The sequence below is a fragment of the Roseomonas sp. CCTCC AB2023176 genome (assembly GCF_042259275.1).
GTDB lineage: Bacteria > Pseudomonadota > Alphaproteobacteria > Acetobacterales > Acetobacteraceae > Roseomonas.
On sequence record NZ_CP170086.1, the window covers coordinates 4,908,463 to 4,932,348 of the forward strand.

The following is a 23,886-nucleotide window of genomic DNA, read 5'->3' on the forward strand; positions in this document are numbered from 1 at the left end:
CCTCCGGCTAGTCCGGGCGGATGTTGGCGGCGGCGATGATCGGGCGCCACTTCGAAACCTCATCGCGCGTCATGACGGCGAGGCGTTCCGGGGGACCGCCCAGCGGCTCCACGCCCTGGGCGCGGAGGTTGGCGAGGGCGGCGAGGTCGGCGAGCAGGGCATTGGCGGCGCGGTTCAGCCGGGCGACGACCTCCTCGGCCAGCCCGGTGGGGCCGTAGAGCGACCAGATGCCGAGGACGATGAAGTCCGGCAGGCCCGCCTCCTGGATCGTCGGCAGGTCGGGCAGGTTCGAAAGGCGCGCAGCCCCGGTGATCGCCAGCGGGCGGACGGTCCGCGCCTCGATGTGCGGCTTGAAGCCGAGCGGGTGGTAGAACATCGCGTCCACCCGCCCTGCGATCAGGTCGGTCACAGCCTGGCCGGCGTTGCGGTAGGGGATGTGCTGCGTCTCGACCCCGCCCCGCAGGTTGAACAAGGCCTGGGACAGGTGGCCCGTCGTGCCGTTGCCGGCGGAGGCGAAGGACAGCGACCGCCGCTTCGCGAGGGCGACGAGTTCCGCAACCGACGACACGCCGAGCGCAGGGGGCACGCCCAGAATCACTGGCGTGGTCACGAAGGGCACCACCGGGGTGAAGTCCCGCACCGGGTCGAAGCCCGCATCGGGGTAGAGGGACGTGTTGATCCCGTGCGTGCCGTTGGTGCCGAGCAGGAGCGTGTACCCGTCCGGCGCGGAACGGGCGACGGCGACGCTGCCGACATTGCCCCCGGCCCCCGCCCGGTTGTCCACGACGCAGGGCTGGCCGACCTCCCTCGCGATGGCCTCGGCGAGGATGCGTCCGAGGATGTCGGTGGTCGTGCCCGCGGCGAAGGGCACGATCAGTCGGATGGGGCGGTTGGGCCAGGCGATCTGCGCGCGGGCGGCGGCCGGCATTGCCGCCGCGGCGGCGAGGAGGATGCGGCGCGGGGTCACGCGACTTCTCCCAGGGTGACGTAGTCGGCGATCCGGCCGGTCCGCTCACCCCGGCGAAGCGGGACGACACGGTCGGGGAAATCCTGGACGAAGCGCGCGCCGCGGTCCGCCACCGTGCCGAGGAACCGGTCGAGGTGCCGCACCGCGCCGTTCGGCAGGTCGTGCAGGACGAGCACGACAGGGTCCGGCCCGGCGCACTGCGCCTCGGCCGTTTCCGCCCAGCCCTCGGGGTCACGGAAGTCGCCGGGCACGGCAGTCCAGAGGACGCAGGTCATGCGGTGCCGGACAAGGTGGTCGAGTGCGGCTTGGCTGAGCAGGTGCTGGCCCAGGGCCCCTGCCCCGCCCTGAGGCCGGAAGTAACGGTCGGGGTGTGAGAGCGGGCCGAGGAGGGCCTGGGTGCGCCCGATCTCCGCATCGGCCACGCGCGCCTCGTCCGGCGCCTGGCCGAGTGGCACGGCGTGGCTCCAGGAGTGATTGCCGATCCAGTGGCCCTCCGCCGCCGCTCGCTCGGCGAGGGCGCGGCGGCCGGGTTCGGCCAGCTTGTGCCCGAGGACGAAGAAGGTCGCGCGCAGCCCGCGCGCGCGCAGCACGTCGAGGACAACGGGGGTGACCTCGGGCTCCGGGCCGTTGTCGAAGGTCAGCGTGATGGCGGGCGCGGGCGCCCCTCTCCGCGGCGCGGCCGTGTCGGGCGCCGCGCGCGCCATCAGGCCTCGTCCACGATGGTGTTGCGGAGGATGCCGATGCCCTCGATCTCCACCTCCACCACGTCGCCCGGGGTCATGAAGCGCGGCGGGGTGCGGGGGTAGCCGACGCCCGACGGCGTGCCGGTCGCGATGACGTCGCCGGGCTCCAGCGTCATGGCCTCGGAGAGCGTCGCGATGATCTTCGGGACGGAGAAGATCATGTCGTCCGTGTTGCTGTCCTGCATCGTCTCCCCGTTCACGCGGAGCGAGATGCGCAGCTTGTTCGGGCCCTGCGGGATCTCGTCGGGCGTGACGATCTCCGGCCCGAAGGAGCCGCTGGAATCGAAGTTCTTGCCGATCGTCCACTGCGTGGACTTGCGCTGGTAGTCGCGGACGGACCCCTCGTTCATGCAGGAATAGCCGGCGACGCAGGACAGTGCGTCGGCTTCCGACAGGTGCCGGGCGCGGCGGCCGATGACGATCACCAGCTCCGCTTCCCAGTCCAGCTTCTGGGAGGCCTTCGGCCGCACGATCGCGGCGTCCGGGCCGACGAGGGAGGTGGCGCCGCGCATGAACACGGCGGGGTAGTCGGGAATGGGGTTGTTCCCCTCCTTCGCGTGCAGCGCGTAGTTCAGGCCGATGCAGACGATCTTCCCCGGCCGCGGTACGGGGGGAAGCAGTTGCAGGCCGGCGAGGGGACGGCGCGTACCGCAGGCCGCGGCGCGGCGGGCCAGGTCGGGGGCGGCGGCGGGGAGGTGGAGGGCGGCGATCGCCGCGACCGGGTCCGCCGGCAGTCCGGGCGTGACGGCGCCGAGCGGCACGACCTCCTCGCCCAGCCGGATGCCGAGCGACGCGCGCCCGTCCTCGCGATACGCGATCAGCCGCACCGCCGTCCTCCCCGTCCCATGGCGGGCAGGGTTCGCGCGGCGGGCCGGCGGGGTCAAGGCGCCGTTCCCGCGGCCGGTCAATGACGCCGATCCACGCCACGGATGCCGGCGCGACTCGGGCGTCACGCCGCGCTGCAGCATGACCATCGCGGGCCCGCCGGTCGCGCCGAGGGCGCGTCCGATGGCACCCGGAATCCACACAGGGGGGCCCAAGAGGGGGATTTGCCCGGAATACCGTCGTGGAGGGCGCAGAGGCCCTTGCTGACGCGCCGCGCGCTCTGCGAAAGCGGTGAGGACCCGATGGAGGGCGATTCGGATCGCGAATCGGGTGGATCCCCGACGGAGGACACGAATGGCGAAGACCCCGACCAAGCCGGCCAAGCCGGCCGAGAAGCCCGCCAAGGCGGCGCCGAAGGCTGCGGCGAAGACGACCACGGCTGCGGCCAAGCCCGAGGCCGGTAAGAAGAAGGCGGCCCCGAAGACGACCGAGACGCCGAAGACCGGCAAGCCCAACGCGCTGCAGACCCCGCTGACCCCCTCCCCCGACCTCGCGGCCGTGGTCGGCGAGGGCAAGATGGCCCGCGGCGCCGTGGTGTCGAAGGTCTGGGAGTACATCAAGGCCAACGGGCTGCAGGACCAGAAGGACAAGCGGCAGATCAACGCCGACGACAAGCTGAAGAAGGTCTTCGGCGGCGCCGCGAGCGTCTCGATGTTCGAGATGAACAAGCACCTCGCGAAGCACCTGAGCTGACGCGCCGTGGCCGGGGCGCCACGCGCGCCCCGGTTCGCCGCGGCCTATCGCGGCGATAGGGTCCTCTGCCTGTTCGGACCGGACACCGAAAGATACGGTTCCACACATGCCCGGTTCGGTTCCGGGCACCAAGAGGAACCTTCGATGATCAAGAGCCTTAAGATCGCCCTGGCCGGTGCGGCGCTTTCGCTGCCCCTCCTGACCATCAGCGGCGACAACGCGGCGGCCCAGAACAACAACCTCTGCGCCAACAACGTCTTCATCAACTCGGTCTTTGTCAGTGGCGCGACCTTCGTGGACGGGCAGAACCGCTTCGAATACTCCCTGCAGGTGCAGAACCAGTCGGCGGTGGCGCGCTCCGTGACCATCACCCTCAGCGGGTTCCCGCGGGACGTCACGCTGTTCAGCCCGTCCCTGCCCATCCAGCGCCTCGGCTCCTACGAGCAGCAGACCATCAGGTTCGGCTCGGGCACCAACGCCAACATCTCGCTCGGCACGGTGTCCGTGGTGCACGACAACGGCGCGGGCCGCGCGCCCTTCATTCGCCTGACGCAGTGCCGCCCGGTCTGATCACGGGACGGCTCACCGCGGACTGACCGACCGCCGGCGCCCCGCGCCGGCGGTTTGCCGCGTCGCCGGCCGCACCCTACCCTCCCGCCATGCTCGATCTCCGCGACATCACCCGGTCCTTCGCCGTGGGGCCGAGCCAGATGCAGATCCTCAAGGGCATCAGCCTCCGGATCGGGGAAGGCGAGCTCGTCTCCGTGATGGGCGGCTCGGGGTCCGGCAAGACGACGCTGATGAACATCATCGGCCTGCTCGACCGGCCGAGCACGGGCACCTACACGATCCGGGGCGAGGACGTGCTGAAGGCCAAGCCCGACGCCCTGTCGGGCCTGCGGAACCGCCTCATCGGCTTCGTCTTCCAGTCCTTCTTCCTGCTGCCGCGCATGAACGCGTGGCGCAATGTCGCGCTGCCCCTGCTCTACCGCGGCGTTGCGGAGGGCGAAGCGAAGCGCCGGGCACTGGCGATGCTCGAGCGCGTGGGGCTGAAGGAGCGGACGGAGCACATGCCCGCGCAGCTCTCGGGCGGCCAGCGCCAGCGCGTCGCGATCGCCCGCGCGTTGGTGGGTGAGCCGGCCGTGGTGCTCGCCGACGAACCGACCGGCGCGCTGGACCCGAAGGTCAGCCAGGAGATCATGGACCTGTTCCTCACCATGAACCGGGAACTCGGCGTCCTCATCCTCATCATCACGCACGACCCGAAGGTCGCGGCGCAGTGCCCCCGGCGGATCATGCTGGATGCCGGGCGGATCGCGACGGATTCGGCGATCCCGGCCCCGCGGCCGCTGGTCGCCGTCTGATGCTCAGCCGCGTCCTGCGGGAGGCCGTGGTGGGCCTCCTCGCCTCCCGCCAGCGCGCGGCGCTCGCGCTGCTCGGCATCGTCGTCGGCGCCGGCGCGGTCATCGCCATGCTAAACGTCGGCGCGATGGCCCGGAACGAGACGATCCAGCAGTTCCGCGCGATGGGCACCGACATCCTGGCGATCCGCTACGAGGGCGCCTTCGGCGGCTTCACCCTGCCCGACATCCAGTCGCTGCCGCAGACCGTCCCGGGCGTGACGGAGGTGGCGCCGCTCATCCTCGGCGGCGGACCCGTCGCCTTCGAGGGGCAGACGCGAAGCGCCACGACCGTCGCGACAACGGACGGGTTCCTCCGCGTCGCGCGGCTCTCGACCGCGTCCGGCCGTTTCGTGTCCTCCTTCGACCAGTATGAATTGTACGGGGTGCTCGGCGCGCGCCTCGCGAACGACCTGTCCACGCCCTATTCCCGCGTCGGCGTGGGCAGCGAGATCCGGGCCGGGCGCTACGTGCTGCGGGTGGTCGGCATCCTGGCCCCATCCCTCCCCTCCCCCATGATGCCGGTGGACGCGGACGGTTCGCTCTTCGTGTCCATCCCCAATGCCAGGCGGCTGATGCCGGAGCCGACCATCTCCACCGTTCTCCTCCGCCTGACGCCGGAGGCCGATCCGGAAGTGGCCTCGGCCGGAATCCGGACGGTGCTGGAGCCGCGGCTGCGCGACGCGACGCTCGGCGTGCAGAGCGCCCGCCAGTTGCTCGCGGGCATGGCGAGCCAGATGCAGCTGTTCACGCTGCTGCTCGGCGCCGTGGGCAGCATCGCGCTGATCCTGGGCGGGGTCGGGGTGATGAACATCATGATCATCTCGATCGCCGAGCGCAGGCGGGAGATCGGCATCCGCCTCGCGATCGGGGCGCGGCGGTCCGAGATACGGGCTCTCTTCCTGTCCGAGGCCGTGGTGCTGGCCCTCGTCGGCGGCATCCTCGGTATCGCCGTCGGGATCGCCGGCGCCTGGGGCTTCGCACGGCTGTCGGGCTGGACCTTCGTCCTCTCCCCGGTGGCGGCGCCACTCGGCGCCGGGGTCTCGGCCGCGGTCGGGGTCTTCTTCGGCTTCTACCCCGCCGTCATGGCGTCGCGGCTCGACCCGATCGAGGCACTGCGGTCTGAGTGATGGGAACGGCTGACAGCGTCGACGGCGAGAGCGCCGTCGGCCCGTCGCCCCGGTTCGGCGGCAGCGCGATCAGCGGCCCCCCGGTCGGCTCCGCCAGGGCCGGCAGGGGAAGCGAGGCGCCGAGCACCGGCTCCGGCATGCTTGGCCCACCGGGCGGCGCACGCAGCACCGCCGGCTCGGCGCAGCCGAGCACGAACGCCGCGGGCAGCAGCGCGCGAACGATGAAGCCGGGCACGGCGATTACTCCCCTTTCCCGGACCCATCCTGCGCGACGCCGGACCGCACCGGAAGGGAGTGGCGCTTGCCGCGGCCGGACCGTCGGTGGAATAACCCATCCCATGGTTGTGACCGGCAGGATCGGACGGGGTGCGGTGCTGGTCGCCGCGGGCCTGGCGGTCGCCGGTCCGATCATGGGTCCGGCCGCAGGTCCGGCCGCCGCGCAGACTAGGCCGCGCTCCACGCCGCTGGCCGCCTCGGCTTCGAACGCCGCGCCGGCGGCGCTCAGCCTGCCGGAGGCGGTCTACCTCGGGATCCGGAACAACCGGGCCATTCGGGGCGAGTACCTCCAGCGCGTCTCCGATCGCTTCGCCCTGCGCGTCGCGGAGAACACCTTCACACCCCGCCTGGACATCGCAGCCGCGGCCACGCGCAGCCGCGCGGCGGATGTCCGTCAGACCCAGATCACGCTAGGCCCCGTCGTGACCTGGGACGCCCCCACGGGCGCCCGCCTGACCTTCGGCTGGAATGCGGCCCAAACCAACGTGCGCGACCAGCCGAGGCTCGGGACGGGCCAGGTCAGTTTCCAAGTCGTCCAGCCCCTGCTGGCGCGGGGCGGGATCGATTATGCGACCGCCCCCATCCGCATCGCCCGGATCAGCGAGCAGAACAGCCGGCTGCGGGTGAAGGGCGCGGTCATCGACCAGATCACGGGCATCATCCTGGCCTACCGCACACTCCTGACGACACAGGAACAGGTCCGCATCGCCGAAGAGGCGCTGCGCCGGTCCCGCGACCTCGTCGAGGTCAACCGCCTGCTGATTGCCGCGGGACGGCTGGCCCAGGTGGAACTCGTGCAGTCCGAGGCGAGCGTGGCCTCGCTGGAACTCTCGCTCCTCGGCGCGCGGAACCAGAACGAGGCGGCGCGGCTGTCGCTGCTGACGCTGCTGGCCGCGGATCCGGCGTCGCGGATCGTGGCGGCGGACCGGCCAGGGGCGCCCTCGGTCACCGTGTCGCTGGACCGGGCGCTGGAGACGGCATACGCGAACCAGCCAAACTACCTCGGCACGCTGCTGGCCATCGAGATCAACCGGATCCAGCTCGACGTCGCGCGGAACCAGCGGCTCTGGGACCTCAACCTCGTGGCATCCGGCGGCAACAACGTCCGGCGGACGGACGTGCTGGAAACGGTGGACGCCCTGGGCCGCGTGCGGTCCGACTTCAGCGTGGGACTGCAGCTTAACGTCCCGATCGGTTACTTGACGCGCGAACAGCAGGAGGTGACCGCGGGCATCAACCTCCGGCAGTCCGAACTGGCGCTGGAAACCGCACGCGACCGCGTGCGGCAGCAGGTCGAGGATGCGGTCCGCAACGTGGACATCCAGCGGCGCCAGGCGGAACTCGCACGCCGCGCCCGGGAACTCGCGGCGCAGCAGTTGGAGGCCGAGCTCGCGAAGCTTCAGGCCGGGCGGTCCAGCAACTTCCAGGTCGTCTCCTTCCAGGCCTCGTTGCAGCAGGCGGAGAGCACGGAACTCCAGGCCGTCATCGGCTACCTCAATACGCTCAACGTCCTCGATCAGGTCCTCGGTACGACGCTCGACACCTGGCGCATCGAGCTCAACGACGGATGACCCCGGACACCGTGCCGACAGGGGGCAGCGGGCCCGATCCGGTTGCACCGCTGACCGGGGAGGCGGCCGACGCCGCGCTCGACCGGCTCGGCCTTGATTACCGCAGCGCCCTCGATTCCATGACGGACGGCGTGGTGACGGTCGGGCCGGATGGCCGGATCACCGCCGTGAACCGCGCGGGCGCCGGGATGCTGGGCTGGGATGCGGAGGCGGCGGTCGGGCAGACGTTGCAATCCGTATTGTCGGAGGAGGGCACCGACGCCTTCCTCGACGCCGTGCTTGCGCCGGTCGGCGGGGAATCGCGCGGGCGGGAGGTGGTGGACATCGCGATCGGCGGCCGGCCGCGGCGCCTGGCCGTGACGAGCAACGCCTACCGCATCCGCGTGGGGCCGCAGCGCGGGAAACTGGGGCTGACCGCGACCTTCGCCGACGTGACGGAGGTGGAGCGGCTCTCGGCCGAACTCTCGGAACAGCACCGGAAACTGCAATCGGCCTACTTGGAACTGGAAGCATCGGCCCAGACGCTGCGCAACACGACCCGGCGGCTGGCGGTGGTGCGGATCGCCGCCACGCTCGTCGTCTTCGGGCTCTTCGCCGGCGCCGGCCTCTACGCCTGGGCGCCATCGCTCGACTTCACGCGCAGCGCGGCGCAGGTGGACACGCCGACCTTCGGCACCATCCCCGTCGTCCCGCAGCCCGTGTCGCTGACCGTCGCGGTCGTCGGGCAACTGGATGCCGGTGCGCTCGTCAGCATCGTCGCGCCCTTCGACGGGATCGTGAAGGAACGGCTGTTCCAGTACGGCAACCAGGTGGAGCGCGGCGCCCCGCTGCTGCGGCTGGACCGCGCGGAGGTCGAGGTGCGGCTGCGTGACGCGCGCAGCGGCGAGATCCGTGCCCGCCAGCGCGTGGAGGAACTCCGCGGCTGGGCCAATGGCGCGGAGGTGTCGCGCGCCCGCCGCCAGGTCGTTGCGGCGGAAATGGAGGGCAACGACCTTCGCACCCGCGTGACGCAGACGCAGATGCTCCTCTCCCGCGGGATCGTCGCGGCGGAGGAAATGCGGACGTTGCAGCAGCAGCAGCGGAACCAGCAGTTGCAGTTGCAGGCCGCGCGCCAGGACCTGGACCAGACCATCGCCCGCGGCGATGCGGAGCATCTGCGGATCGCGGAACTGGAACTCGCCAATGCCGAGGTGAAGGTCCGGGACCTGGAGTCCGACCTGACGCGGGCGGAGATCACGGCGCCGGTGACGGGGGTCATCCTCTTCCCGCCGGAGGCGCAGGGCACCGGGCGGCGCGAGACGGTGGAGGTCGGCTCCCGCGTGTCCCGCGGGCAGGCGATGTTCACCATCGGCAACCTCGAATCCTTCCTCGTCCGCGCCAACGTGGACGAGATCGACGTGGCCCGCGTGCGCGTCGGCCAGCCGGTGCGCGTGTCCGGCGACGCCTTTGCGGGACTCGACCTGCGGGGCCGGGTCTCAAGCGTCGCGGCGCAGGCGACGTCGGGGCAGCAGGGCCGCGGGGGGATGGCGACCTTCGCAGTGACGGTCGCGGTGGACGGGCTCTCGCCGGAGGACCGGGCGAAACTCGCCGTCGGCATGTCCGCCAGCATGTCCATCATCGCCTATGAGAACGCGCAAGCGATCGTCCTGCCCCCTCCGCCATCGTCGCGGAGGGCGAGGGCCGGGCGGTGCGGGTGCGGGAAGCGCTGGGGACCGTCCGGACGGTCCCCGTGACCGTCGGCGTCTCGACGCCCGGCGGGATCGAGGTGCGCGGGGCGCTTCGGCCCGGCGACGCCGTGCTGTTGGGGAACTGAACGCGTGAACCTCGCAGGCCTGTCCTTCCGGGACCTGGAATATCTCGTCGCCGTCGCGGACCACCTGCATTTCGGCAAGGCCGCGGAGGCCTGCGCCGTTTCCCAGCCGACCCTGTCGGCCCAGGTCCGCAAGTTGGAGGAATACGTTGGCGTCCAGGTCTTCGAGCGGGCCAGCCGCACCATCCTCGTGACCGAGCGGGGCGCGGCCGTCGTCGCGCAGGCGCGCACCGTGCTCGGCGAAGGGCGGCGGTTGCTGGAGGTGGCGCAATCCGGCGGGGAACTCCTCGGCGGGTCCTTCCACCTCGGCGTCATCTCGACCCTTGCGCCCTACATCGCGCCGATCATCCTGCCGCCGCTGCGGGAACGCTACCCGCGGCTGCGGCTGACCCTGTCCGAAGCGCTGACAGCGCCGATGGTGCGGCAGCTTGAGGCGGGGGAGATCGACGCGCTCCTTGCCTCCTCGCCCATCCGGCAGGTGGAACTCTCAGAACTGCCGCTGTTCCGGGAGGTCTTCGTCCTCGCCGTCCCGCGCGACCATCGCCTGGCCGTGGCGGAGAAGGTGCGGCGGGAGGACGTGCCAGCCGACGAAATGATCCTGCTCGACGACGGCCACTGCCTCCGCGACCACGTGATGGAGGCCTTCCCCGGCTGCGGCCGGAACGGGGCGGTCCGGGCCACGGGGCTGGAGACGCTGCGGCAGATGGTGGGCGCGGGCCTCGGATGTTCCGTGCTTCCCCAATTGGCGGTTCAGGTCGGGTCCCTGCTGGACGACATGGTGGCCTATCGGCTGATCCGGGACGGCTCCCCTGGGCGCGACATCTCCCTCTTCTATCGGCCGAGCTTCGGCCGGATCACCGAAGTGCGGGCGCTGCGCGACGTCATCCGGGACGCGATGGTGCGCCTGGGCACGGTCGCGGTGCATGGCCGGCCCGAGACGCGCCCGCTGGCCTAGCAGGGCTGGCGGTCCGCGCGCCGGGCGGGCATGACCGCGCCGACGCATCGCGAGGCCCCGATGGACAACGACCTGATCCGCCGCCTCCAGGTGGCGGAGCTCATCCAGAACTGGGCGGTCTGGCGTGACGCCGGGGACTGGAATCGCTTCTCGACGTGCTGGGCGCCCGAGGGCCGGATGATGGCGACCTGGTGCCAGGCGCCCGCCGCCGGCTTCATTGAGGCGAGCAAGGCCGGCTGGGCCCGCGGCGTCTCCATCCTCCACTTCCTCGGCGGCTGTTCCGTGGAAGTCTCGGAGGGAGGGGCGGGGAAGAGGGCCATCTCGCAGACGAAGATGACGATCTCCCAGCGCGCGGAGGTGCACGGGGTCCTCGTGGATGTCGTCTGCACCGGGCGGTTCTACGACTTCGTCGAGGAGAAGGCGGATGGTTGGAAGATCGTCCTCCGCCAGCCGATCTACGAGAAGGATCGCATGGACCCCGTGGACCCGGCCGCTCGACTGGACCTGGACCCCGCCCTTCTCGCCCGGTTCCCGGAGGGTTACCGCCACCTCGCCTATCTTCAGACCGGGATCGGCTACGACGTGAAAACCGACATGCCCGGGCTGAGGGGGGACAAGGTCCAGGCCCTTTACGCGGCGGGTCAATCCTGGCTACGGGGCGACCCGCTGCGATGGGAAGAATAGCGCCCGGCTCTCTTCCCGCGTAGGTTGCAGCCAAGGGACGCTCACGAAACAAGGGATTCGCGCTTGGGTTACGCGCTGCAACAGCTCATCAACGGCGTCGCGCTCGGCATGATCTACGGGCTGATCGCGGTCGGCTACACGATGGTCTACGGCATCATCGGGATGATCAACTTCGCCCATGGCGACATCTTCATGGTCGGGGCCTTCGTCTCCCTCATCGTGCTGGTGCTGGTCGGGATGGGCGGGGTGATGGAGGGACCGGCGGCGGTGCTGCTGGTGCTGCTCGTTTCCATGATGGTCACGGCGCTCTACGGCTGGTCGGTCGAGCGGATCGCCTACCGCCCGCTGCGCGGGTCCTTCCGACTGGCGCCGCTGATCTCGGCGATCGGCATGTCCATCGTCCTGCAGAACTACGTGCAGGTGTCGCAGGGCGCGCGGCCCAAGCCGATCGAGCCGGTGATCCGCGGCAACTTCCAGGTCTGGTCGAGCGACGGGTTCGCCGCGTCCATCTCCGTCATGCAGATCCTCATCATCGTGCTGACCCTCGTCGTGCTCGCGGTCTTCACCTGGCTGGTGACGCGGACGCCGCTCGGGCGCGCCATGCGGGCGACGGAGCAGGACCGGAAGATGGCCTCCCTCCTCGGCGTGGACACGGACCGGACGATTTCCATCACCTTCGTGATCGGCGCGGCGCTGGCCTCCGTCGCGGGAACGATGTGGCTGCTGCGCTACGGCGTTATCGACTTCTTCTCGGGCTTCCTGGTCGGCGTGAAGGCCTTCACGGCGGCGGTGCTCGGCGGCATCGGGTCGCTGCCCGGGGCCGTGCTCGGCGGCCTGCTGATCGGGCTGATCGAGACCTTCTGGTCCGCCTATTTCTCGATCCAGTACAAGGACGTCGCGACCTTCGCGATCCTCGTCCTCGTCCTCATCTTCATGCCGACGGGCCTGCTCGGCCGGGCGGAGGTCGAGAAGGTATGAGCGTCAGCCTCGGGCCTCGCGGCGAGGGCGCCGCGACCGGCGCGACCACCTCCGGCGGCGCTCCGCACCGGTCGGACGGCGTGCCCGCGCCGGGGCAGTCCGGCGGCATGCCGCGCGATGCCGGGTCGGCACCGGGCCGGCCGCCCCTGGCCGAGGCACTGCGCGACGCCGTCATTACCGCGGCCGTTGCGGCGCTGCTCTTCATCCCCCTGGTCGGGCTGCGGACCGACGTGTCGAACGCGGGCGGCGGGCTTTTCGTCCGGACGCGCTGGACGGACGTCCTGATCCTCGTCGCCATCGCCTTCGCGGGGCGACTGCTGATGAACCTCTTCGGCGCCGCGCGGGCCGCGCGTTCCGGCGTGCGGCTGCCGGTCGCCTGGGGGAAGGTCGGCGTCGTCGTGGCGCCGGCGTTGCTGGCACTGGCCTTGCTGCTACCCTGGATCCCGGGGACGAGCCGCTCCACGCTGGACCTGGGCATCCTCGTCCTGACCTACGTCATGCTGGGCTGGGGGCTGAACATCGTCGTCGGGCTCGCGGGGCTGCTCGACCTCGGTTACGTCGCCTTCTACGCAGTCGGGGCCTATTCCTACGCTCTGCTCTCCACGACCTTCGGGCTATCCTTCTGGGTCTGCCTCCCGCTGGCGGGGATCCTCGCGGCCTTCTGGGGCGTGCTGCTGGGCTTCCCCGTGTTGCGGCTACGGGGCGACTACCTCGCGATCGTCACGCTGGCCTTCGGCGAGATCATCCGGATCGTCCTGCTGAACTGGGTGTCGCTGACGGGCGGTCCGAACGGCATCGGCGGCATCCCGCGGCCCAGCTTCTTCGGCTACACCTTCTCCGCCGGCGGCGGGCCCGGCTCCTTCGCGGAGCTCTTCGGGATCGAGCCCTCGCCGACGCATCGCGTCGTCTTCCTGTACTACGTGATCCTCGTCCTCGCCCTGCTGACGAACTGGGTCACGCTTCGCCTGCGCCGCCAGCCCCTGGGACGTGTCTGGGAGGCGCTGCGGGAGGACGAGATCGCGGCCCGCGCCCTCGGCATCAACGTCACGAACACGAAGCTCTCGGCCTTCGCGATCGGGGCGATGTTCGGCGGCTTCGCCGGGGCCTTCTTCGCGACGCGGCAGGCCTTCATTTCCCCGGAATCCTTCACCTTCATCGAATCCGCGATCATTCTGGCGATCGTCGTCCTCGGCGGCCTTGGGTCGCAACTCGGCGTCGCCATCGCGGCGCTCGTCATGATCGGCGGGTTCGAGGTGTTCCGCGGCCTCGACGAGTGGCGCATGCTCGTCTTCGGGACGGCCATGGTCGTCATCATGGTCTGGCGCCCGCGCGGCCTCGTCTCCTCCCGCACGCCGTCGGTCACGTTGGGCAAGCGCCGCGCCATATCCGGCGAGCATGTCGGGGAGGGCCGGGGATGAGCCAGCCGATCCTCGAAGTCCAGGACCTCACGATGCGCTTCGGCGGCCTGACCGCCGTCAACCGCGTCTCTTTCGCCGCGGGGCGCAACGAGATCACGGCAGTGATCGGCCCGAACGGCGCCGGCAAAACCACGGTCTTCAACTGCATCACCGGCTTCTACCGGCCGAGCGACGGGACGATCCGGCTGCAGCACGAGGGCCGGGCGCGCGACCTCCACCGCCTCGCCGGCCACCGCATCGCGCGGGAGGGCGTGGCCCGCACGTTCCAGAACATCCGCCTCTTCGGCGGGATGACGGTGCTCGAGAACCTGCTGGTCGCGCAGCACAACCGGCTGCAGGCCGCGACCTTCTTCGGCATCGGCGCGATCCTCGGCCTGTCCCGCTATCCCGCTGCCGAGCGCGAAGCGGTGGACCTCGCGAAGCGCTGGCTGGCGGCGACGCAGCTTCTGGAGCGCGCCGACGAACCCGCGGCATCCCTCCCCTACGGCGCGCAGCGGCGGCTGGAGATCGCGCGGGCCATGTGCACGCAGCCCTCCCTCCTCTGCCTCGACGAGCCGGCGGCCGGCCTGAATCCGCGTGAGTCCGAGGAACTCTCGGCCCTGATCCGTACCATCCGCGACGAAGGCACCTCCGTCCTTCTGATCGAGCACGACATGGGCGTGGTGATGACCATCAGCGACCGCGTCGTCGTCCTGGATCACGGCGTGAAGATCGCAGACGGTACGCCCTCGGAGGTCCGGCGCGATCCCAAGGTCATCGCTGCCTATCTCGGCGAGGGCGACGAGGACGAGGTTCCGGCGGAGCAGGCGGCATGAGCGCGACCCGCCTCGCCCCCGCGCCGGCCGCGACCCACGCCGCGCCGATGCTGGACATGCGGAACGTCTTCACCGCCTACGGCGCCGTCGAGGCCTTGCGGGGCGTTTCCGTCCGCGTGGATCCCGGCGAGATCGTCACGCTCATCGGTGCCAACGGCGCGGGCAAGTCCACGCTGCTGATGACCATCTGCGGAGCCCCGCGCGCCCGGTCCGGGCAGGTGGTCTTCGACGGCACGGACATCACGGCCTGGCCGACTCACCGCATCGCCCGCGCGGGGATCGCGCAGTCCCCGGAAGGTCGCCGCGTTTTCCCCCGCATGTCGGTGCGGGAGAACCTGCTGATGGGCGCGCAGGCCCTCGGCGTCGATCCCGGCCCTGGGCTGGAACAGGCTTTCACGCTGTTCCCGCGCCTGAAGGAACGGGAAGGCCAGCGCGGTGGGACACTCTCGGGCGGGGAGCAGCAGATGCTGGCGATCGCCCGCGCTCTGATGGCCAAGCCGCGCCTTCTCCTGCTGGACGAGCCCTCGCTCGGTCTCGCGCCCCTCATCTCCCGCCAGATCTTCTCGGCCATCCGCGACCTCAACGCGCGGACCGGGCTGACCGTGCTGCTCGTGGAGCAGAACGCGAACCAGGCGCTCCGCCTCGCTCACCGCGCCTACGTCCTCGTCAACGGCCGGATCACGCTGGAGGGCTCGGGCGCCGAGCTGCTGGCGCGGCCGGAAGTGCGCGACGCCTATCTCGGGGCCCATTGATCGCCGGGTACCGATCACCTTACCGTCGCTTAACCCTCAAGGAGGACCAGCAATGTCCCTCGACCGCCGCACCCTGCTGGGTGCTACCCTCGCCACCCCCGCCCTCCTCACGGCGCGCGGCGCCTGGGCGCAGGGCTCCGGCCCGATCCGCGTCGCCTCCGTCGGGCCGATGACCGGCCAGTACGCCGCCTTCGGCGCGCAGCTGAAGAACGGCGCGGAGCAGGCCGTGACCGACCTCAACGCCGCAGGCGGCGTCCTCGGGCGCCAGCTCGCGCTCGAGATCGGTGACGACGCCTGCGACCCGCGCCAGGCCGTCTCGGTCGCCAACCAGGTCGCCGGGCGCCGCGTCTCGGTCGTCGCGGGCCATTTCTGCTCCGGCTCCTCGATCCCCGCGAGCAAGGTCTACGCCGAGGAGAACGTGCTGCAGATCTCCCCGGCCTCGACAAACCCTCGCTTCACGGACGAAGGGGGCTGGAACACCTTCCGCACCTGCGGCCGCGACGACCAGCAGGGCCTCGTCGCCGGGCGCTACATCGCGCAGAACTTCCAGGGCAAGCGCGTCGCGATCCTTCACGACAACTCCGCTTACGGGAAGGGCCTGGCGGACGAGACGAAGAAGTCGCTCAACGCCGCGGGCGTCACCGAGACGCTCTTCACCGCCTACACGCCGGGTGAGCGCGACTACAGCGCCGTCGTGTCCCGCCTGCGCTCCGCCAATGTCGAAGTCATCTACATCGGCGGCTACCACACCGAGGCCGGGCTCATTATCCGCCAGGCCAAGGAGCAGGGGATGAACCCCACGCTCATCGGTGGCGACGCGCTTGTGACGAACGAGTTCTGGCAGATCAGCGGCCCGGCCGGCGAGGGCACGCTGATGACCTTCTCATCCGACCCCCGCCGCCGCCCGCAGGCGGCCGACGTAGTGGGCCGCTTCCGCGCCCGCAACATCGATCCGGAGGGATACGTCCTCTACACCTACGCCGCGCTGCAGATCTGGGCGGCCGCAGCGGCAGGCGCGAATTCCATTGAACCGCGTCGCGTTGCGGAGCGGATGAAGGCGAACGGCCCGTGGCAGACGGTCCTCGGCCCGATCTCCTTCGACGCGAAGGGCGACGTGACGACGCCGGACTACGTGTTCTACGTCTGGCGCAACGGCGCCTACACGCAGATTTAATCGAATTGGGAACGGCCCGGCCCGGTTGGCCGGGCCGTTCCTATTGCCGTAGGCGGAGCGCCGCCCCACCCACGAGCACGCGAAACGCCTCGTCCAGGCTGACCCCGGACACGCCCCAAACATCTCCCCGGAGGGCGAACGACCCCCGCCAGCCGAACTCGGCATCCACCCACTCGAGCCGTGCGTCGAGACGAATCGCCCGGCGCGGTACCTCGCCCGCTCCGACCCCGGCCCCGACCCCGGTCCCGGCCCCGGCCCCGGCCCCGGGAAGTGCGACCGGGACCGCATACCGCGTGGCAGCAGCCGTGAGGGCGGCGCGCGGCCGATCCAACAGCGGGTCATCGGCGGTCAGGGGCCGCTCCGCCCCGTCCCGAAAGCGTAGGGTCAGCATCGGCGCGACGCGCGGACGCGGACCGAGCCAGGGCTTCTCGCCGAGACTGTTCAGCAGACGGATCAGCGCCCCCGCCTCGAACCGAACCGTCAGCAGGAACGGCCTGTCGCGCGTGCCCTGCTCGTCGTTCAGCGGCTTGTCGATCATCACGTCCTCGTAGGACAGGTCGAGGACGAGCGGAGCGACGTCCTCCCTCTCCAGCCTCGGGTCGCCGTCCAACGCCGGATTGCCCGACAGCCGCGCCAGGGCGACGCCCAGCGCGCGGCGCAGCGCGGCGATTCGGTCCGACCGTCCCGGCGCATCGGTGCGCACCGTTACGGTGACCCATGCGTCCGGAACCAGCGCGTCGGGCACGCCCTGCGCGAAGGCCGCCACAGGCGAAGCCAGGGCCCCCGCGACCAGCACCCGCCGTGGCACGCCAGCGGAACGAGCCGTATTCCCGCTTGATCCCCGCATCGCCTTTCCCCACCTTGGAAGCGTCAACAAACGAAAGGAGGTGATCCGGTGTCTCATCGCTTTGCAAAGGGCTCCGCGCCCGTGGCCCGGATCACCGTCGGCCGCTAGTCCCGACGGGTCACCAGGCGACGCGGGCCGCGAACCGGCCACGCGATGGGAAGGCCTCGGAGCTTCGGCTCCGGGGCCTTCTGCGTTTCTGCGGCGGGGCGTGCCGGGCAAGGCATCAAGGAATCGTCTCGTTCATGGTGCGCCGTTGGCGGGCAACCCGGACTGTCAACCTGACGTTGCACGCCCGAAGCGCCGCCGTACGGGCGGCGTCCGGGAGACCCATCCGCCATGTCGGATATCACGCGACGCGACGTCACGGCGACAACCGTTGCCTCCGCCGGTGCGCCGGAAGGCGCGCCCGTCCTCCGCCACCGCATCTCCTGGGGGGCCATCCTCGCCGGCGCCCTCGTGGCAGTGGCGGTCGGCGCCATGCTAAACATCCTCGGCGTCGCGATCGGTGCGACGGCGGTGGATGCGGTGCAGCGCGACACGCCGAATGCCTCGACCTTCGGGATCACCGGCGCCATCTGGCTCCTCGTCGCCAACCTGCTCGGCCTCGCGGTCGGCGGCTACGTGGCGGCCCGGCTCTCGGGCACCTCGGACAAGCGCGACGCCACGCTGCACGGCCTCGCGGTCTGGGCGACGGCCTACCTTGTCTCGGCCGTGCTCCTCGGCAACCTCGCCACCGGGGTCGCGAGCACGGCGGGACGGGCGGTGTCCTCCGTCGCGGGCGGCGTGACCCAGGCGGCCTCGAGCGTCGCCGGCGGCGCGGCGGGTGCCGCGGGCCAGGCGGCGCAGGGCGTGGATGCGGACGATCTTCTGAACCGTGCCCGCCTCGCCCTCTCCGGCCCGACGGACGTCGCGCGGATGACGACGGAGCAGCGCGCGGCGGAGATCACCTCCCTGCTCGGCAAGCGCGTCGCCAACGGCAACCTGTCCAACGACGACCGGACCCGCCTGAACCGCCTCGTCGCGGCCGAGGCCGGGATCCCCGAGCAGGAAGCGGCCCAGCGCATCCAGTCCTATGAGGCCGAGGCGCAGCGGACGGCGCAGGAGGCGGAGCAGCGCGCACGCGAGGCGGCGAACGCCGCGGCAACCGGTGCTGCCGCCGCGTCCTTCTGGATCTTTGCGGCGCTGCTGCTCGGCGCCATCGCGACCATCCTGGGCAGCCGGGCCGGAACGCGGGACATGATCCTGATGACCGAGCGCCGCACGCTTGCCTGACACCGTCGGCGCCTGACGGCGCCGGCACCGACCGGAAGGCCCGTCCCGTCCCGCGGGGCGGGCCTTTTTCGTTCGCGCCCCAGGTCAGGCGCCGATCGGGTGATAATCGCGGGAAAACCAGATCAGCGCCGGCCCCGGCGCGCCGAGCCGGATAGCCCGGACACCGGCGAAGATGACGGAATGGGTGCCCTTCTCCAGCACCTCCTCGATCTCGCAGTCCAGCGCGGCGACGGCTTGCGACAGCACCGGGGCCCCGGTGACGAGGGTGAGCCAGTCGCCCTCCCCGAAGCGCGCGTCGGAATCCGCGCCCGTGAACCCCGCGAATGTGTCGGACAGGTGCTGCTGCGTCGCCGACAACACGTTCACGCAGAGGCGCCCGTTCTCCTTCACCGCCGGATTCAGGCGGGAATTGCGGTTCATGCAGACCAGCAGCGTCGGCGGGCTGTCCGTCACGCTGCAGACGGCGGAGGCCGTGAAGCCGGCCCGGCCCGCTGGCCCGTCGGTCGTGACAACCGTCACCGCGGCCCCGAGGCGCGCCATGGCGTCGCGGAACTGCTGCCGGTCTGGGAGGAGGGTGGCCGGAGCCATCGGGGCGTCCTTCGGTCTGCCCGGCATGTAGCGACGCCTCCGCCCCCTGTGAACCGCACGGCGGGGCGGGTGGGATTTGCGCGGCAGGGCGTTCCTCCCTCCCGCGATCTGCCCTAACCCTTCGGTCGAGGAGGACCCCGCATGCCCATGAGCGTCGAGACGAGCACAATCACCATCCCCGCGAGCGACGGCTCCGGCTCCTTCTCGGCTTACGTCGCCCGCCCTGCCGGCGAGGCGCGGCATGGGGCCGTCGTGATGATCCAGGAAATCTTCGGCGTGAATGCCGCGATGCGTGCCCTGTGTGGCTGGGTCGCGGACATGGGCTTCGTGGCCGTCTGCCCCGACCTCTTCTGGCGGCAGCAGCCCGGCGTGGAGCTGACCGACGGCAGCAAGGAGGAATGGGACCGCGCGTTCGCCCTGATGAACGGCTTCGACCAGGACAAGGGCGTGGAGGACCTGAAGGCCACGCTGGTCCACGCGCGGACCATGCCGGGCGGCAACGGCCGCGCGGGGACGATGGGCTTCTGCCTTGGCGGCCGCATGGCCGTGCTGATGGCGATCAAGTCGGATTCCGACGTCAACGTGTCCTATTACGGAGTCGGGCTGGACGGGCTGACGGGGCAGGCGGACGAGGTGGACACGCCGCTGCTGATGCACGTCGCGGGCGCCGACAAATTCGTCCCCCCGCCGGCCCAGGCCGCGATCGAGGAAGGCTTCGGCCGCAACCCCAACGTCACCGTCCACAGCTATCCGGGGAAGGACCACGCCTTTGCGCGCATGGGCGGCCACTCCTGGGACGGCCTCGCCGCCACCATCGCGAATGGCCGGACAGCGGAGTTGCTCGACCGGACGCTGAACGGGTGATCGCCCGCCGCGGTGTGCTGGCGGTGGCCGTTGCCGCGCCGGCCGCCGCGCAAGGTGTGGCCGTGGACTGGCCTGCCCTCGGACGCCGCGCACTCGCCCCGATCCGCGCGGCCGTCGCGGCCGCCGACGGGCCGCCGCTGCTGAAGTCCTTCGTGACGGATGGCGGCGAGGCCTTCGACCTTACCCATGCCGAGGTCGCCTACACCTACGACAATGCCCTGGCCGGCCTCGCCCTCCTCGCGGGCGGGGACCGCGCGGGGGCGGAACGGATCGGCACGGCCCTGGCACTGGTTCAGGACCAGGACCGCCACTGGCGCGACGGGCGGCTGCGGAATGCCTACGCCGCGGGGCGGGTCTTCGCCGAGGCGCCGCGCTCCGCCCGCCCGCCGGGCTGGTGGGACGCGCGCGGCGGGCAGTGGATCGAGGACGGCTACGCCGCAGGCGCCGCTGCGGGTCCGGTGGCCTTCTGCGTCCTGCTCTGGACCGCCCTGGGTCCGCGCTTCGCGGTGCCGGCGGCCCGCGCCGCGGATTGGCTGGAGACGCTGCGCGGCCCGCACGGTTTTCGCGGCGGCTTCGTCGGGCACGAGCCGAACCCGGCCGCGCTCACCTGGATCTCGACCGAGCAGAACCTTGACCTCTCCATCGCCTTCGCCCGTCTCGGTCGCACGCTGGCCGCGGCGCATGCAGCGGCGCTCGTGCGGTCGCTCTGGCTGCCGGCAGAGGGGCGCTTCGCCGTCGGGCTGCGGCCCGACGGGTCGATAAACGGGGACTCGGGGCTGGATGCCAACCTTTGGCCGCTTCTCACCTGGCCCGGGGAGACCGCCTTCGCCCCCGCGCTGGACTGGGCCCTTTCGCGCCATGGCCTGCCGGCGGGGGCGGCCGCGACGGAGCTGGACGGCGTGGATTTCGACCTGGACCGCGACGGGATCTGGATGGAGGGCACCGCCCAGGCTGTCCTGCTGCTGCGCCGGCGCGGGCGGGAGGCGAATGCGGCGCGCTTCGCCTCCACCCTCGCCCGCCACACGCGGACGGATGGGTGGATCACCGCGGCCTCGGTGCCCTGGCTGACCACGGGGCTGGAGACGGGGGTCACGCCGGGCGTCGCGGATTTTCGCTATCCCGCGCGAGGGCACCTCGCGGCGAATGCCTGGGCGGCGCTGGCGGGGTTCGGCGTCAGTCCCTTCGATCCATCCTGACCGGGATCGCCCGCCCCTTCCGCGCCGGGCGAGCGCGGGCGTAGAACCGGCGAGACCTTCCGGGAGCGCGCCGTGATCCACGTTGCCGCCGACGATCTCGCCGCCTCGGTCCCCGACGGCGCGCTGCTGGCCCTGCCGCCGGACAACTCCCTGCCCTCGGTCGCGATCGCGAAGGCGCTGGTGCGGCGCGGGGCGCGGGGGCTGCGGCTGCTCGGCGTTCCCGTCTCGGGCTTCGCGACGGACCTGCTGATCGGCGCGGGCTGCGTGGCGGAGGTGGAGACGAGCGCGGTGTCGCTCGGCGAGGCGGGCTTCGCGCCGCGCTTCTCCGCCGCGGTGAAGGCGGGGCAGATCGTCGTGCGCGACGCGACCTGCCCGGCGATCCATACGATGCTGCAGGCCGCGGAGAAGGGCGTGCCCTTCCTGCCGCTGCGCGGCATCATCGGCAGCGACATCCTGGCGCACCGGCCGGACTGGCGGGTGATCCAGAACCCGTTCTCGCAAGCGCCGGACCCGATCGTCGCACTGCCCGCGCTGTCGCCCGACGTGGCGGCGATCCATGCTGTCATGGCGGACGAGGCGGGGAACCTCTGGGTCGGCCGGCGGCGGGAACTGGCGACGCTGGCGCACGCATCGAAGCGGCTGCTCGCGACGGTGGAGCGGGTGGTGCCCGGCAACTTCCTCGAGGATGAGCGGCTGGCGCCTGGCACGATTTCGGCGACCTACGTCGAGGCCTTCGCGGTGGCAGAGCGCGGCGCGCATCCCGTGGCGCTGCTGGACGAATATCCGTTCGATGCCGCCTACGTCGCGGCTTACGCCCGTGCGGCACGAACGGACGAAGGTTTCTCGACGTGGTGCGGGGAGCACGTGTACGGGCGTACCGCGCGGCTCGCGGCGGAATGAACGACGCCGCTCCGGAAGAGGTGCTGGCCTGCGCTCTGGCACGGCTGATCCTGGACCCCGCGGCGCCGCTGGTGCGCCACGTGGCGGTTGGCGCGGCCTCTCCCATCCCGGCGGCCGCGTGCTGGCTCGTGCGGAAGTCGGGGCATCCGATCCGGCTGTCGCTGCTGCACCGGCGCAGCGGCAATCCGTTCACGGAAGGGTCGCGGGAACTCTTCGACCTGACGGGACAGGGGCGGATCGACCTGTTCTTCCTCGGTGGCGGGCAGATCGACGGGCAGGCGAACCTGAACCTCATCGGGACCGGGGAATGGCCGGGCGACGGTGTGCGCTTCCCCGGGTCCTTCGGCTCGGCCTTCATGTACATGATGACGCCGCGGACCATCCTGTTCCGCGAAGAGCACTCGGCGCGCGTCCTGGTGCCGCGCGTGGACCACGTCTCCGCCCCCGGCGTCTCGGCGCCCGAGGTGTTCCGGCGCGGCACGGCGCAGGCGCTGGTCACGGGCCGCTGTGTGTTCCGCTTCGACGCGGTGCGCGCGCGCTTCACGCTCGAAAGCATCCATCCCGGCGAGATGGTCGAGAGCATCCGCGCGAACACCGGCTTCGAATTCGACGCGCCAGGCGACGTGCCGACCACGCCAGCGCCGACGGAGGCCGAGCGCGGCCTGCTGCGCGGCCCCGTCTGCGACGAGATGCTGGAAACCTACCCCGAGTTCTGCGCGCGCGTCTGGGGCCGCGCCGCGGCGGCCTGAACCGAAGGAATTCCCATGCGCATCGTGGACCTGCGGGAGGTGACGGTGCCGATCGCCTCCTCCATCGCTAACGCCTATATCGATTTCTCAAAGATGACGCTCTCGCTCGTCGCCGTGGTGACGGACGTCGTGCGGGACGGGCGGCGGGTCGTCGGCTACGGGTTCAACTCCAACGGTCGCTACGGACAGGGCGGGCTCATCCGGGACCGCTTCGCGCCGCGGCTGCTGCAAGCCGATCCGGCGTCGCTCCTGAACGATGCCGGCGACAACCTGGACGCCGACCGCATCTGGGCGACGCTGATGCGGAACGAGAAGCCGGGCGGGCACGGGGAACGCTCCGTCGCCGTCGGCACGATCGACATGGCGGTCTGGGATGCGGTCGCGAAGATCGCGGGCAAGCCGCTGTTCCGGCTGCTGGCCGAGCGCCACGGGCGCGAGGCGGACCTGCGCGTCTTCGTCTATGCCGCAGGCGGCTACTACTACCCGGGCAAGGGGATCGAGCAGTTGCGGGCGGAGATGCGGTCCTACCTCGACCGCGGCTATTCCGTCGTGAAGATGAAGATCGGCAACGGGATCGAGGTCGACCGTCCGCGGATCGAGGGTGTCCTGAAGGAACTGGACGGCAAGGCGCAGCTCGCCGTGGACGCGAATGGCCGCCTCGACCTCGAGGACTCCATCGCCTACGCGAAGATGCTCCGGGACTACCCGCTCTTCTGGTACGAGGAGGCCGGTGATCCGCTGGACTACGCGCTGCAGGCCGCGCTGACGGAGTTCTACCCGGGACCGATGGCGACGGGGGAGAACCTCTTCTCCCACCAGGATGCGCGGAACCTGTTGCGCTACGGCGGGATGCGGCCGGATCGGGACTGGCTGCAATTCGACTGCGCGCTGTCCTACGGACTCTGCGAGTACCTCCGGACGATGAAGGTGCTGCACGTCGCGGGGTGGTCGCCGTCCCGCTGCATCCCGCATGGCGGGCACCAGATGTCGCTCAACATTGCGGCCGGACTCGGGCTCGGCGGGAACGAGTCCTACCCCGACCTGTTCCAGCCCTATGGCGGCTTTCCGGACGGGGTGCGGGTGGAGGACGGGCACATCACCATGCCCGACCTCCCGGGCATCGGGTTCGAGGGGAAGTCGGACCTGATCCGGGTGATGCGGGACCTGGCCGAATAGGGCCGGCTTGAGCGGGTCGCCGCCGACAGGCAGAAGGACGGCT

Annotated in this window: 25 protein-coding genes; 19 read left to right on the plus strand and 6 right to left on the minus strand. The window is 71.2% G+C overall.

What is annotated here, in order from left to right; genetic code table 11:
• Window positions 1-7: 7 nt before the first annotated feature.
• Genes ACE7GA_RS24610 through ACE7GA_RS24620 form a run of 3 tightly spaced genes read right to left on the minus strand, consistent with a single transcriptional unit; the run spans window position 8 to window position 2,537 of the window.
• Window positions 8-967, minus strand: coding sequence for a Bug family tripartite tricarboxylate transporter substrate binding protein (locus tag ACE7GA_RS24610; RefSeq protein ID WP_376092939.1), 960 nt, complete (start codon window positions 965-967; stop codon window positions 8-10).
• Entirely contained in the window at window positions 964-1,671 is a 708-nt protein-coding gene (locus ACE7GA_RS24615; RefSeq protein WP_376092942.1) for a polysaccharide deacetylase family protein, read from the minus strand. Before ACE7GA_RS24615 ends, ACE7GA_RS24610 begins: the two co-directional genes overlap by 4 nt.
• Window positions 1,671-2,537 (minus strand): fumarylacetoacetate hydrolase family protein, encoded by an 867-nt coding sequence (locus ACE7GA_RS24620; RefSeq protein WP_376092945.1) that lies wholly within the window; start codon window positions 2,535-2,537, stop codon window positions 1,671-1,673. Before ACE7GA_RS24620 ends, ACE7GA_RS24615 begins: the two co-directional genes overlap by 1 nt.
• A 352-nt stretch (window positions 2,538-2,889) precedes the next feature.
• On the opposite strand from ACE7GA_RS24620, the gene ACE7GA_RS24625 reads away from it, so the two are divergent.
• From ACE7GA_RS24625 to ACE7GA_RS24640, 4 genes are all read left to right on the plus strand, one after another.
• Entirely contained in the window at window positions 2,890-3,288 is a 399-nt protein-coding gene (locus tag ACE7GA_RS24625; RefSeq protein WP_376092948.1) for an SWIB/MDM2 domain-containing protein, read from the plus strand.
• Window positions 3,289-3,432: 144 nt separating this feature from the next.
• Window positions 3,433-3,858, plus strand: a complete 426-nt coding sequence (locus ACE7GA_RS24630) for a hypothetical protein (protein WP_376092950.1) — start codon at window positions 3,433-3,435, stop codon at window positions 3,856-3,858.
• Window positions 3,859-3,947: 89 nt separating this feature from the next.
• Window positions 3,948-4,652: an ABC transporter ATP-binding protein gene (locus ACE7GA_RS24635; RefSeq protein WP_376092953.1), complete on the plus strand. Its 705-nt coding sequence runs from the start codon at window positions 3,948-3,950 to the stop codon at window positions 4,650-4,652.
• Window positions 4,652-5,818, plus strand: a complete 1,167-nt coding sequence (locus ACE7GA_RS24640; RefSeq protein WP_376092955.1) for an ABC transporter permease — start codon at window positions 4,652-4,654, stop codon at window positions 5,816-5,818. Before ACE7GA_RS24635 ends, ACE7GA_RS24640 begins: the two co-directional genes overlap by 1 nt.
• Here the strand turns inward: ACE7GA_RS24640 and ACE7GA_RS24645 are convergent.
• The gene (locus ACE7GA_RS24645; protein ID WP_376092958.1) at window positions 5,772-6,053 is read right to left on the minus strand and encodes a hypothetical protein; all 282 of its coding nucleotides are present in this window, start codon (window positions 6,051-6,053) and stop codon (window positions 5,772-5,774) included. The two genes, ACE7GA_RS24640 and ACE7GA_RS24645, sit on opposite strands and share 47 nt — an antisense overlap.
• 109 nt (window positions 6,054-6,162) lie before the next feature.
• Between ACE7GA_RS24645 and ACE7GA_RS24650 the strand changes: the two genes are divergently transcribed.
• The 9 genes from ACE7GA_RS24650 to ACE7GA_RS24690 all read left to right on the plus strand — a co-directional run bounded on the left by ACE7GA_RS24650 (window position 6,163) and on the right by ACE7GA_RS24690 (window position 16,251).
• Window positions 6,163-7,665, plus strand: a complete 1,503-nt coding sequence (locus ACE7GA_RS24650; protein ID WP_376092961.1) for a TolC family protein — start codon at window positions 6,163-6,165, stop codon at window positions 7,663-7,665.
• Entirely contained in the window at window positions 7,662-9,398 is a 1,737-nt protein-coding gene (locus tag ACE7GA_RS24655) for an HlyD family efflux transporter periplasmic adaptor subunit (RefSeq protein WP_376092964.1), read from the plus strand. Before ACE7GA_RS24650 ends, ACE7GA_RS24655 begins: the two co-directional genes overlap by 4 nt.
• An 84-nt stretch (window positions 9,399-9,482) precedes the next feature.
• A complete protein-coding gene (locus ACE7GA_RS24660) occupies window positions 9,483-10,430 on the plus strand; it encodes a LysR substrate-binding domain-containing protein (protein WP_376092967.1) in 948 nt (315 codons plus the stop codon).
• 60 nt (window positions 10,431-10,490) lie between these two features.
• The gene (locus tag ACE7GA_RS24665) at window positions 10,491-11,114 is read left to right on the plus strand and encodes a nuclear transport factor 2 family protein (protein WP_376092970.1); all 624 of its coding nucleotides are present in this window, start codon (window positions 10,491-10,493) and stop codon (window positions 11,112-11,114) included.
• A gap of 63 nt (window positions 11,115-11,177) precedes the next feature.
• Entirely contained in the window at window positions 11,178-12,092 is a 915-nt protein-coding gene (locus tag ACE7GA_RS24670; RefSeq protein WP_376092973.1) for a branched-chain amino acid ABC transporter permease LivH, read from the plus strand.
• Between the two features lie 107 nt (window positions 12,093-12,199).
• Window positions 12,200-13,510, plus strand: coding sequence for a high-affinity branched-chain amino acid ABC transporter permease LivM (gene livM, locus ACE7GA_RS24675; protein ID WP_376100516.1), 1,311 nt, complete (start codon window positions 12,200-12,202; stop codon window positions 13,508-13,510).
• Window positions 13,507-14,325: an ABC transporter ATP-binding protein gene (locus tag ACE7GA_RS24680; RefSeq protein ID WP_376092976.1), complete on the plus strand. Its 819-nt coding sequence runs from the start codon at window positions 13,507-13,509 to the stop codon at window positions 14,323-14,325. Before livM ends, ACE7GA_RS24680 begins: the two co-directional genes overlap by 4 nt.
• 47 nt (window positions 14,326-14,372) lie before the next feature.
• Complete coding sequence (locus ACE7GA_RS24685; RefSeq protein WP_376100518.1) at window positions 14,373-15,077, plus strand: ABC transporter ATP-binding protein; 705 nt, start codon at window positions 14,373-14,375, stop codon at window positions 15,075-15,077.
• A 52-nt stretch (window positions 15,078-15,129) separates the two neighbouring features.
• The gene (locus ACE7GA_RS24690; RefSeq protein ID WP_376092979.1) at window positions 15,130-16,251 is read left to right on the plus strand and encodes a branched-chain amino acid ABC transporter substrate-binding protein; all 1,122 of its coding nucleotides are present in this window, start codon (window positions 15,130-15,132) and stop codon (window positions 16,249-16,251) included.
• Window positions 16,252-16,291: 40 nt separating this feature from the next.
• Here the strand turns inward: ACE7GA_RS24690 and ACE7GA_RS24695 are convergent, their stop codons facing one another.
• The gene (locus ACE7GA_RS24695; RefSeq protein ID WP_376092982.1) at window positions 16,292-16,996 is read right to left on the minus strand and encodes a DUF2066 domain-containing protein; all 705 of its coding nucleotides are present in this window, start codon (window positions 16,994-16,996) and stop codon (window positions 16,292-16,294) included.
• A 438-nt stretch (window positions 16,997-17,434) separates the two neighbouring features.
• Between ACE7GA_RS24695 and ACE7GA_RS24700 the strand changes: the two genes are divergently transcribed.
• Window positions 17,435-18,370, plus strand: coding sequence for a hypothetical protein (locus ACE7GA_RS24700; protein WP_376092985.1), 936 nt, complete (start codon window positions 17,435-17,437; stop codon window positions 18,368-18,370).
• Window positions 18,371-18,454: 84 nt separating this feature from the next.
• Here ACE7GA_RS24700 and ACE7GA_RS24705 read toward each other — a convergent pair whose 3' ends face one another.
• Window positions 18,455-18,958 (minus strand): flavin reductase, encoded by a 504-nt coding sequence (locus tag ACE7GA_RS24705; RefSeq protein WP_376092988.1) that lies wholly within the window; start codon window positions 18,956-18,958, stop codon window positions 18,455-18,457.
• A 141-nt stretch (window positions 18,959-19,099) separates the two neighbouring features.
• On the opposite strand from ACE7GA_RS24705, the gene ACE7GA_RS24710 reads away from it, so the two are divergent.
• From ACE7GA_RS24710 to ACE7GA_RS24730, 5 genes are all read left to right on the plus strand, one after another.
• Complete coding sequence (locus ACE7GA_RS24710) at window positions 19,100-19,822, plus strand: dienelactone hydrolase family protein (protein WP_376092991.1); 723 nt, start codon at window positions 19,100-19,102, stop codon at window positions 19,820-19,822.
• Window positions 19,819-21,018 carry a hypothetical protein gene (locus tag ACE7GA_RS24715; RefSeq protein ID WP_376092994.1) on the plus strand — a complete coding sequence of 400 codons (1,200 nt, stop codon included), beginning with the start codon at window positions 19,819-19,821 and terminating at the stop codon, window positions 21,016-21,018. The genes ACE7GA_RS24710 and ACE7GA_RS24715 overlap by 4 nt, the downstream gene beginning before the upstream one ends.
• A gap of 72 nt (window positions 21,019-21,090) precedes the next feature.
• Entirely contained in the window at window positions 21,091-21,918 is an 828-nt protein-coding gene (locus tag ACE7GA_RS24720; RefSeq protein ID WP_376092997.1) for a CoA transferase subunit A, read from the plus strand.
• The gene (locus ACE7GA_RS24725; protein WP_376093000.1) at window positions 21,915-22,667 is read left to right on the plus strand and encodes a CoA-transferase; all 753 of its coding nucleotides are present in this window, start codon (window positions 21,915-21,917) and stop codon (window positions 22,665-22,667) included. Before ACE7GA_RS24720 ends, ACE7GA_RS24725 begins: the two co-directional genes overlap by 4 nt.
• 15 nt (window positions 22,668-22,682) lie before the next feature.
• A complete protein-coding gene (locus ACE7GA_RS24730) occupies window positions 22,683-23,843 on the plus strand; it encodes a mandelate racemase/muconate lactonizing enzyme family protein (RefSeq protein WP_376093003.1) in 1,161 nt (386 codons plus the stop codon).
• Window positions 23,844-23,886: the final 43 nt, after the last annotated feature.

What these genes read in the sequence shown, in the direction of transcription:
- ACE7GA_RS24615 (WP_376092942.1), bottom strand. Translation starts at nt 1,671, where the DNA reads ATGGCGCGCGCGGCGCCCGACACGGCCGCGCCGCGGAGAGGGGCGCCC.
- ACE7GA_RS24625 (WP_376092948.1), top strand. Translation starts at nt 2,890, where the DNA reads ATGGCGAAGACCCCGACCAAGCCGGCCAAGCCGGCCGAGAAGCCCGCC.
- ACE7GA_RS24630 (WP_376092950.1), top strand. Translation starts at nt 3,433, where the DNA reads ATGATCAAGAGCCTTAAGATCGCCCTGGCCGGTGCGGCGCTTTCGCTG.
- ACE7GA_RS24635 (WP_376092953.1), top strand. Translation starts at nt 3,948, where the DNA reads ATGCTCGATCTCCGCGACATCACCCGGTCCTTCGCCGTGGGGCCGAGC.
- ACE7GA_RS24640 (WP_376092955.1), top strand. Translation starts at nt 4,652, where the DNA reads ATGCTCAGCCGCGTCCTGCGGGAGGCCGTGGTGGGCCTCCTCGCCTCC.
- ACE7GA_RS24655 (WP_376092964.1), top strand. Translation starts at nt 7,662, where the DNA reads ATGACCCCGGACACCGTGCCGACAGGGGGCAGCGGGCCCGATCCGGTT.
- ACE7GA_RS24665 (WP_376092970.1), top strand. Translation starts at nt 10,491, where the DNA reads ATGGACAACGACCTGATCCGCCGCCTCCAGGTGGCGGAGCTCATCCAG.
- livM (WP_376100516.1), top strand. Translation starts at nt 12,200, where the DNA reads ATGCCGCGCGATGCCGGGTCGGCACCGGGCCGGCCGCCCCTGGCCGAG.
- ACE7GA_RS24680 (WP_376092976.1), top strand. Translation starts at nt 13,507, where the DNA reads ATGAGCCAGCCGATCCTCGAAGTCCAGGACCTCACGATGCGCTTCGGC.
- ACE7GA_RS24685 (WP_376100518.1), top strand. Translation starts at nt 14,373, where the DNA reads ATGCTGGACATGCGGAACGTCTTCACCGCCTACGGCGCCGTCGAGGCC.
- ACE7GA_RS24690 (WP_376092979.1), top strand. Translation starts at nt 15,130, where the DNA reads ATGTCCCTCGACCGCCGCACCCTGCTGGGTGCTACCCTCGCCACCCCC.
- ACE7GA_RS24700 (WP_376092985.1), top strand. Translation starts at nt 17,435, where the DNA reads ATGTCGGATATCACGCGACGCGACGTCACGGCGACAACCGTTGCCTCC.
- ACE7GA_RS24705 (WP_376092988.1), bottom strand. Translation starts at nt 18,958, where the DNA reads ATGGCTCCGGCCACCCTCCTCCCAGACCGGCAGCAGTTCCGCGACGCC.
- ACE7GA_RS24710 (WP_376092991.1), top strand. Translation starts at nt 19,100, where the DNA reads ATGCCCATGAGCGTCGAGACGAGCACAATCACCATCCCCGCGAGCGAC.
- ACE7GA_RS24725 (WP_376093000.1), top strand. Translation starts at nt 21,915, where the DNA reads ATGAACGACGCCGCTCCGGAAGAGGTGCTGGCCTGCGCTCTGGCACGG.
- ACE7GA_RS24730 (WP_376093003.1), top strand. Translation starts at nt 22,683, where the DNA reads ATGCGCATCGTGGACCTGCGGGAGGTGACGGTGCCGATCGCCTCCTCC.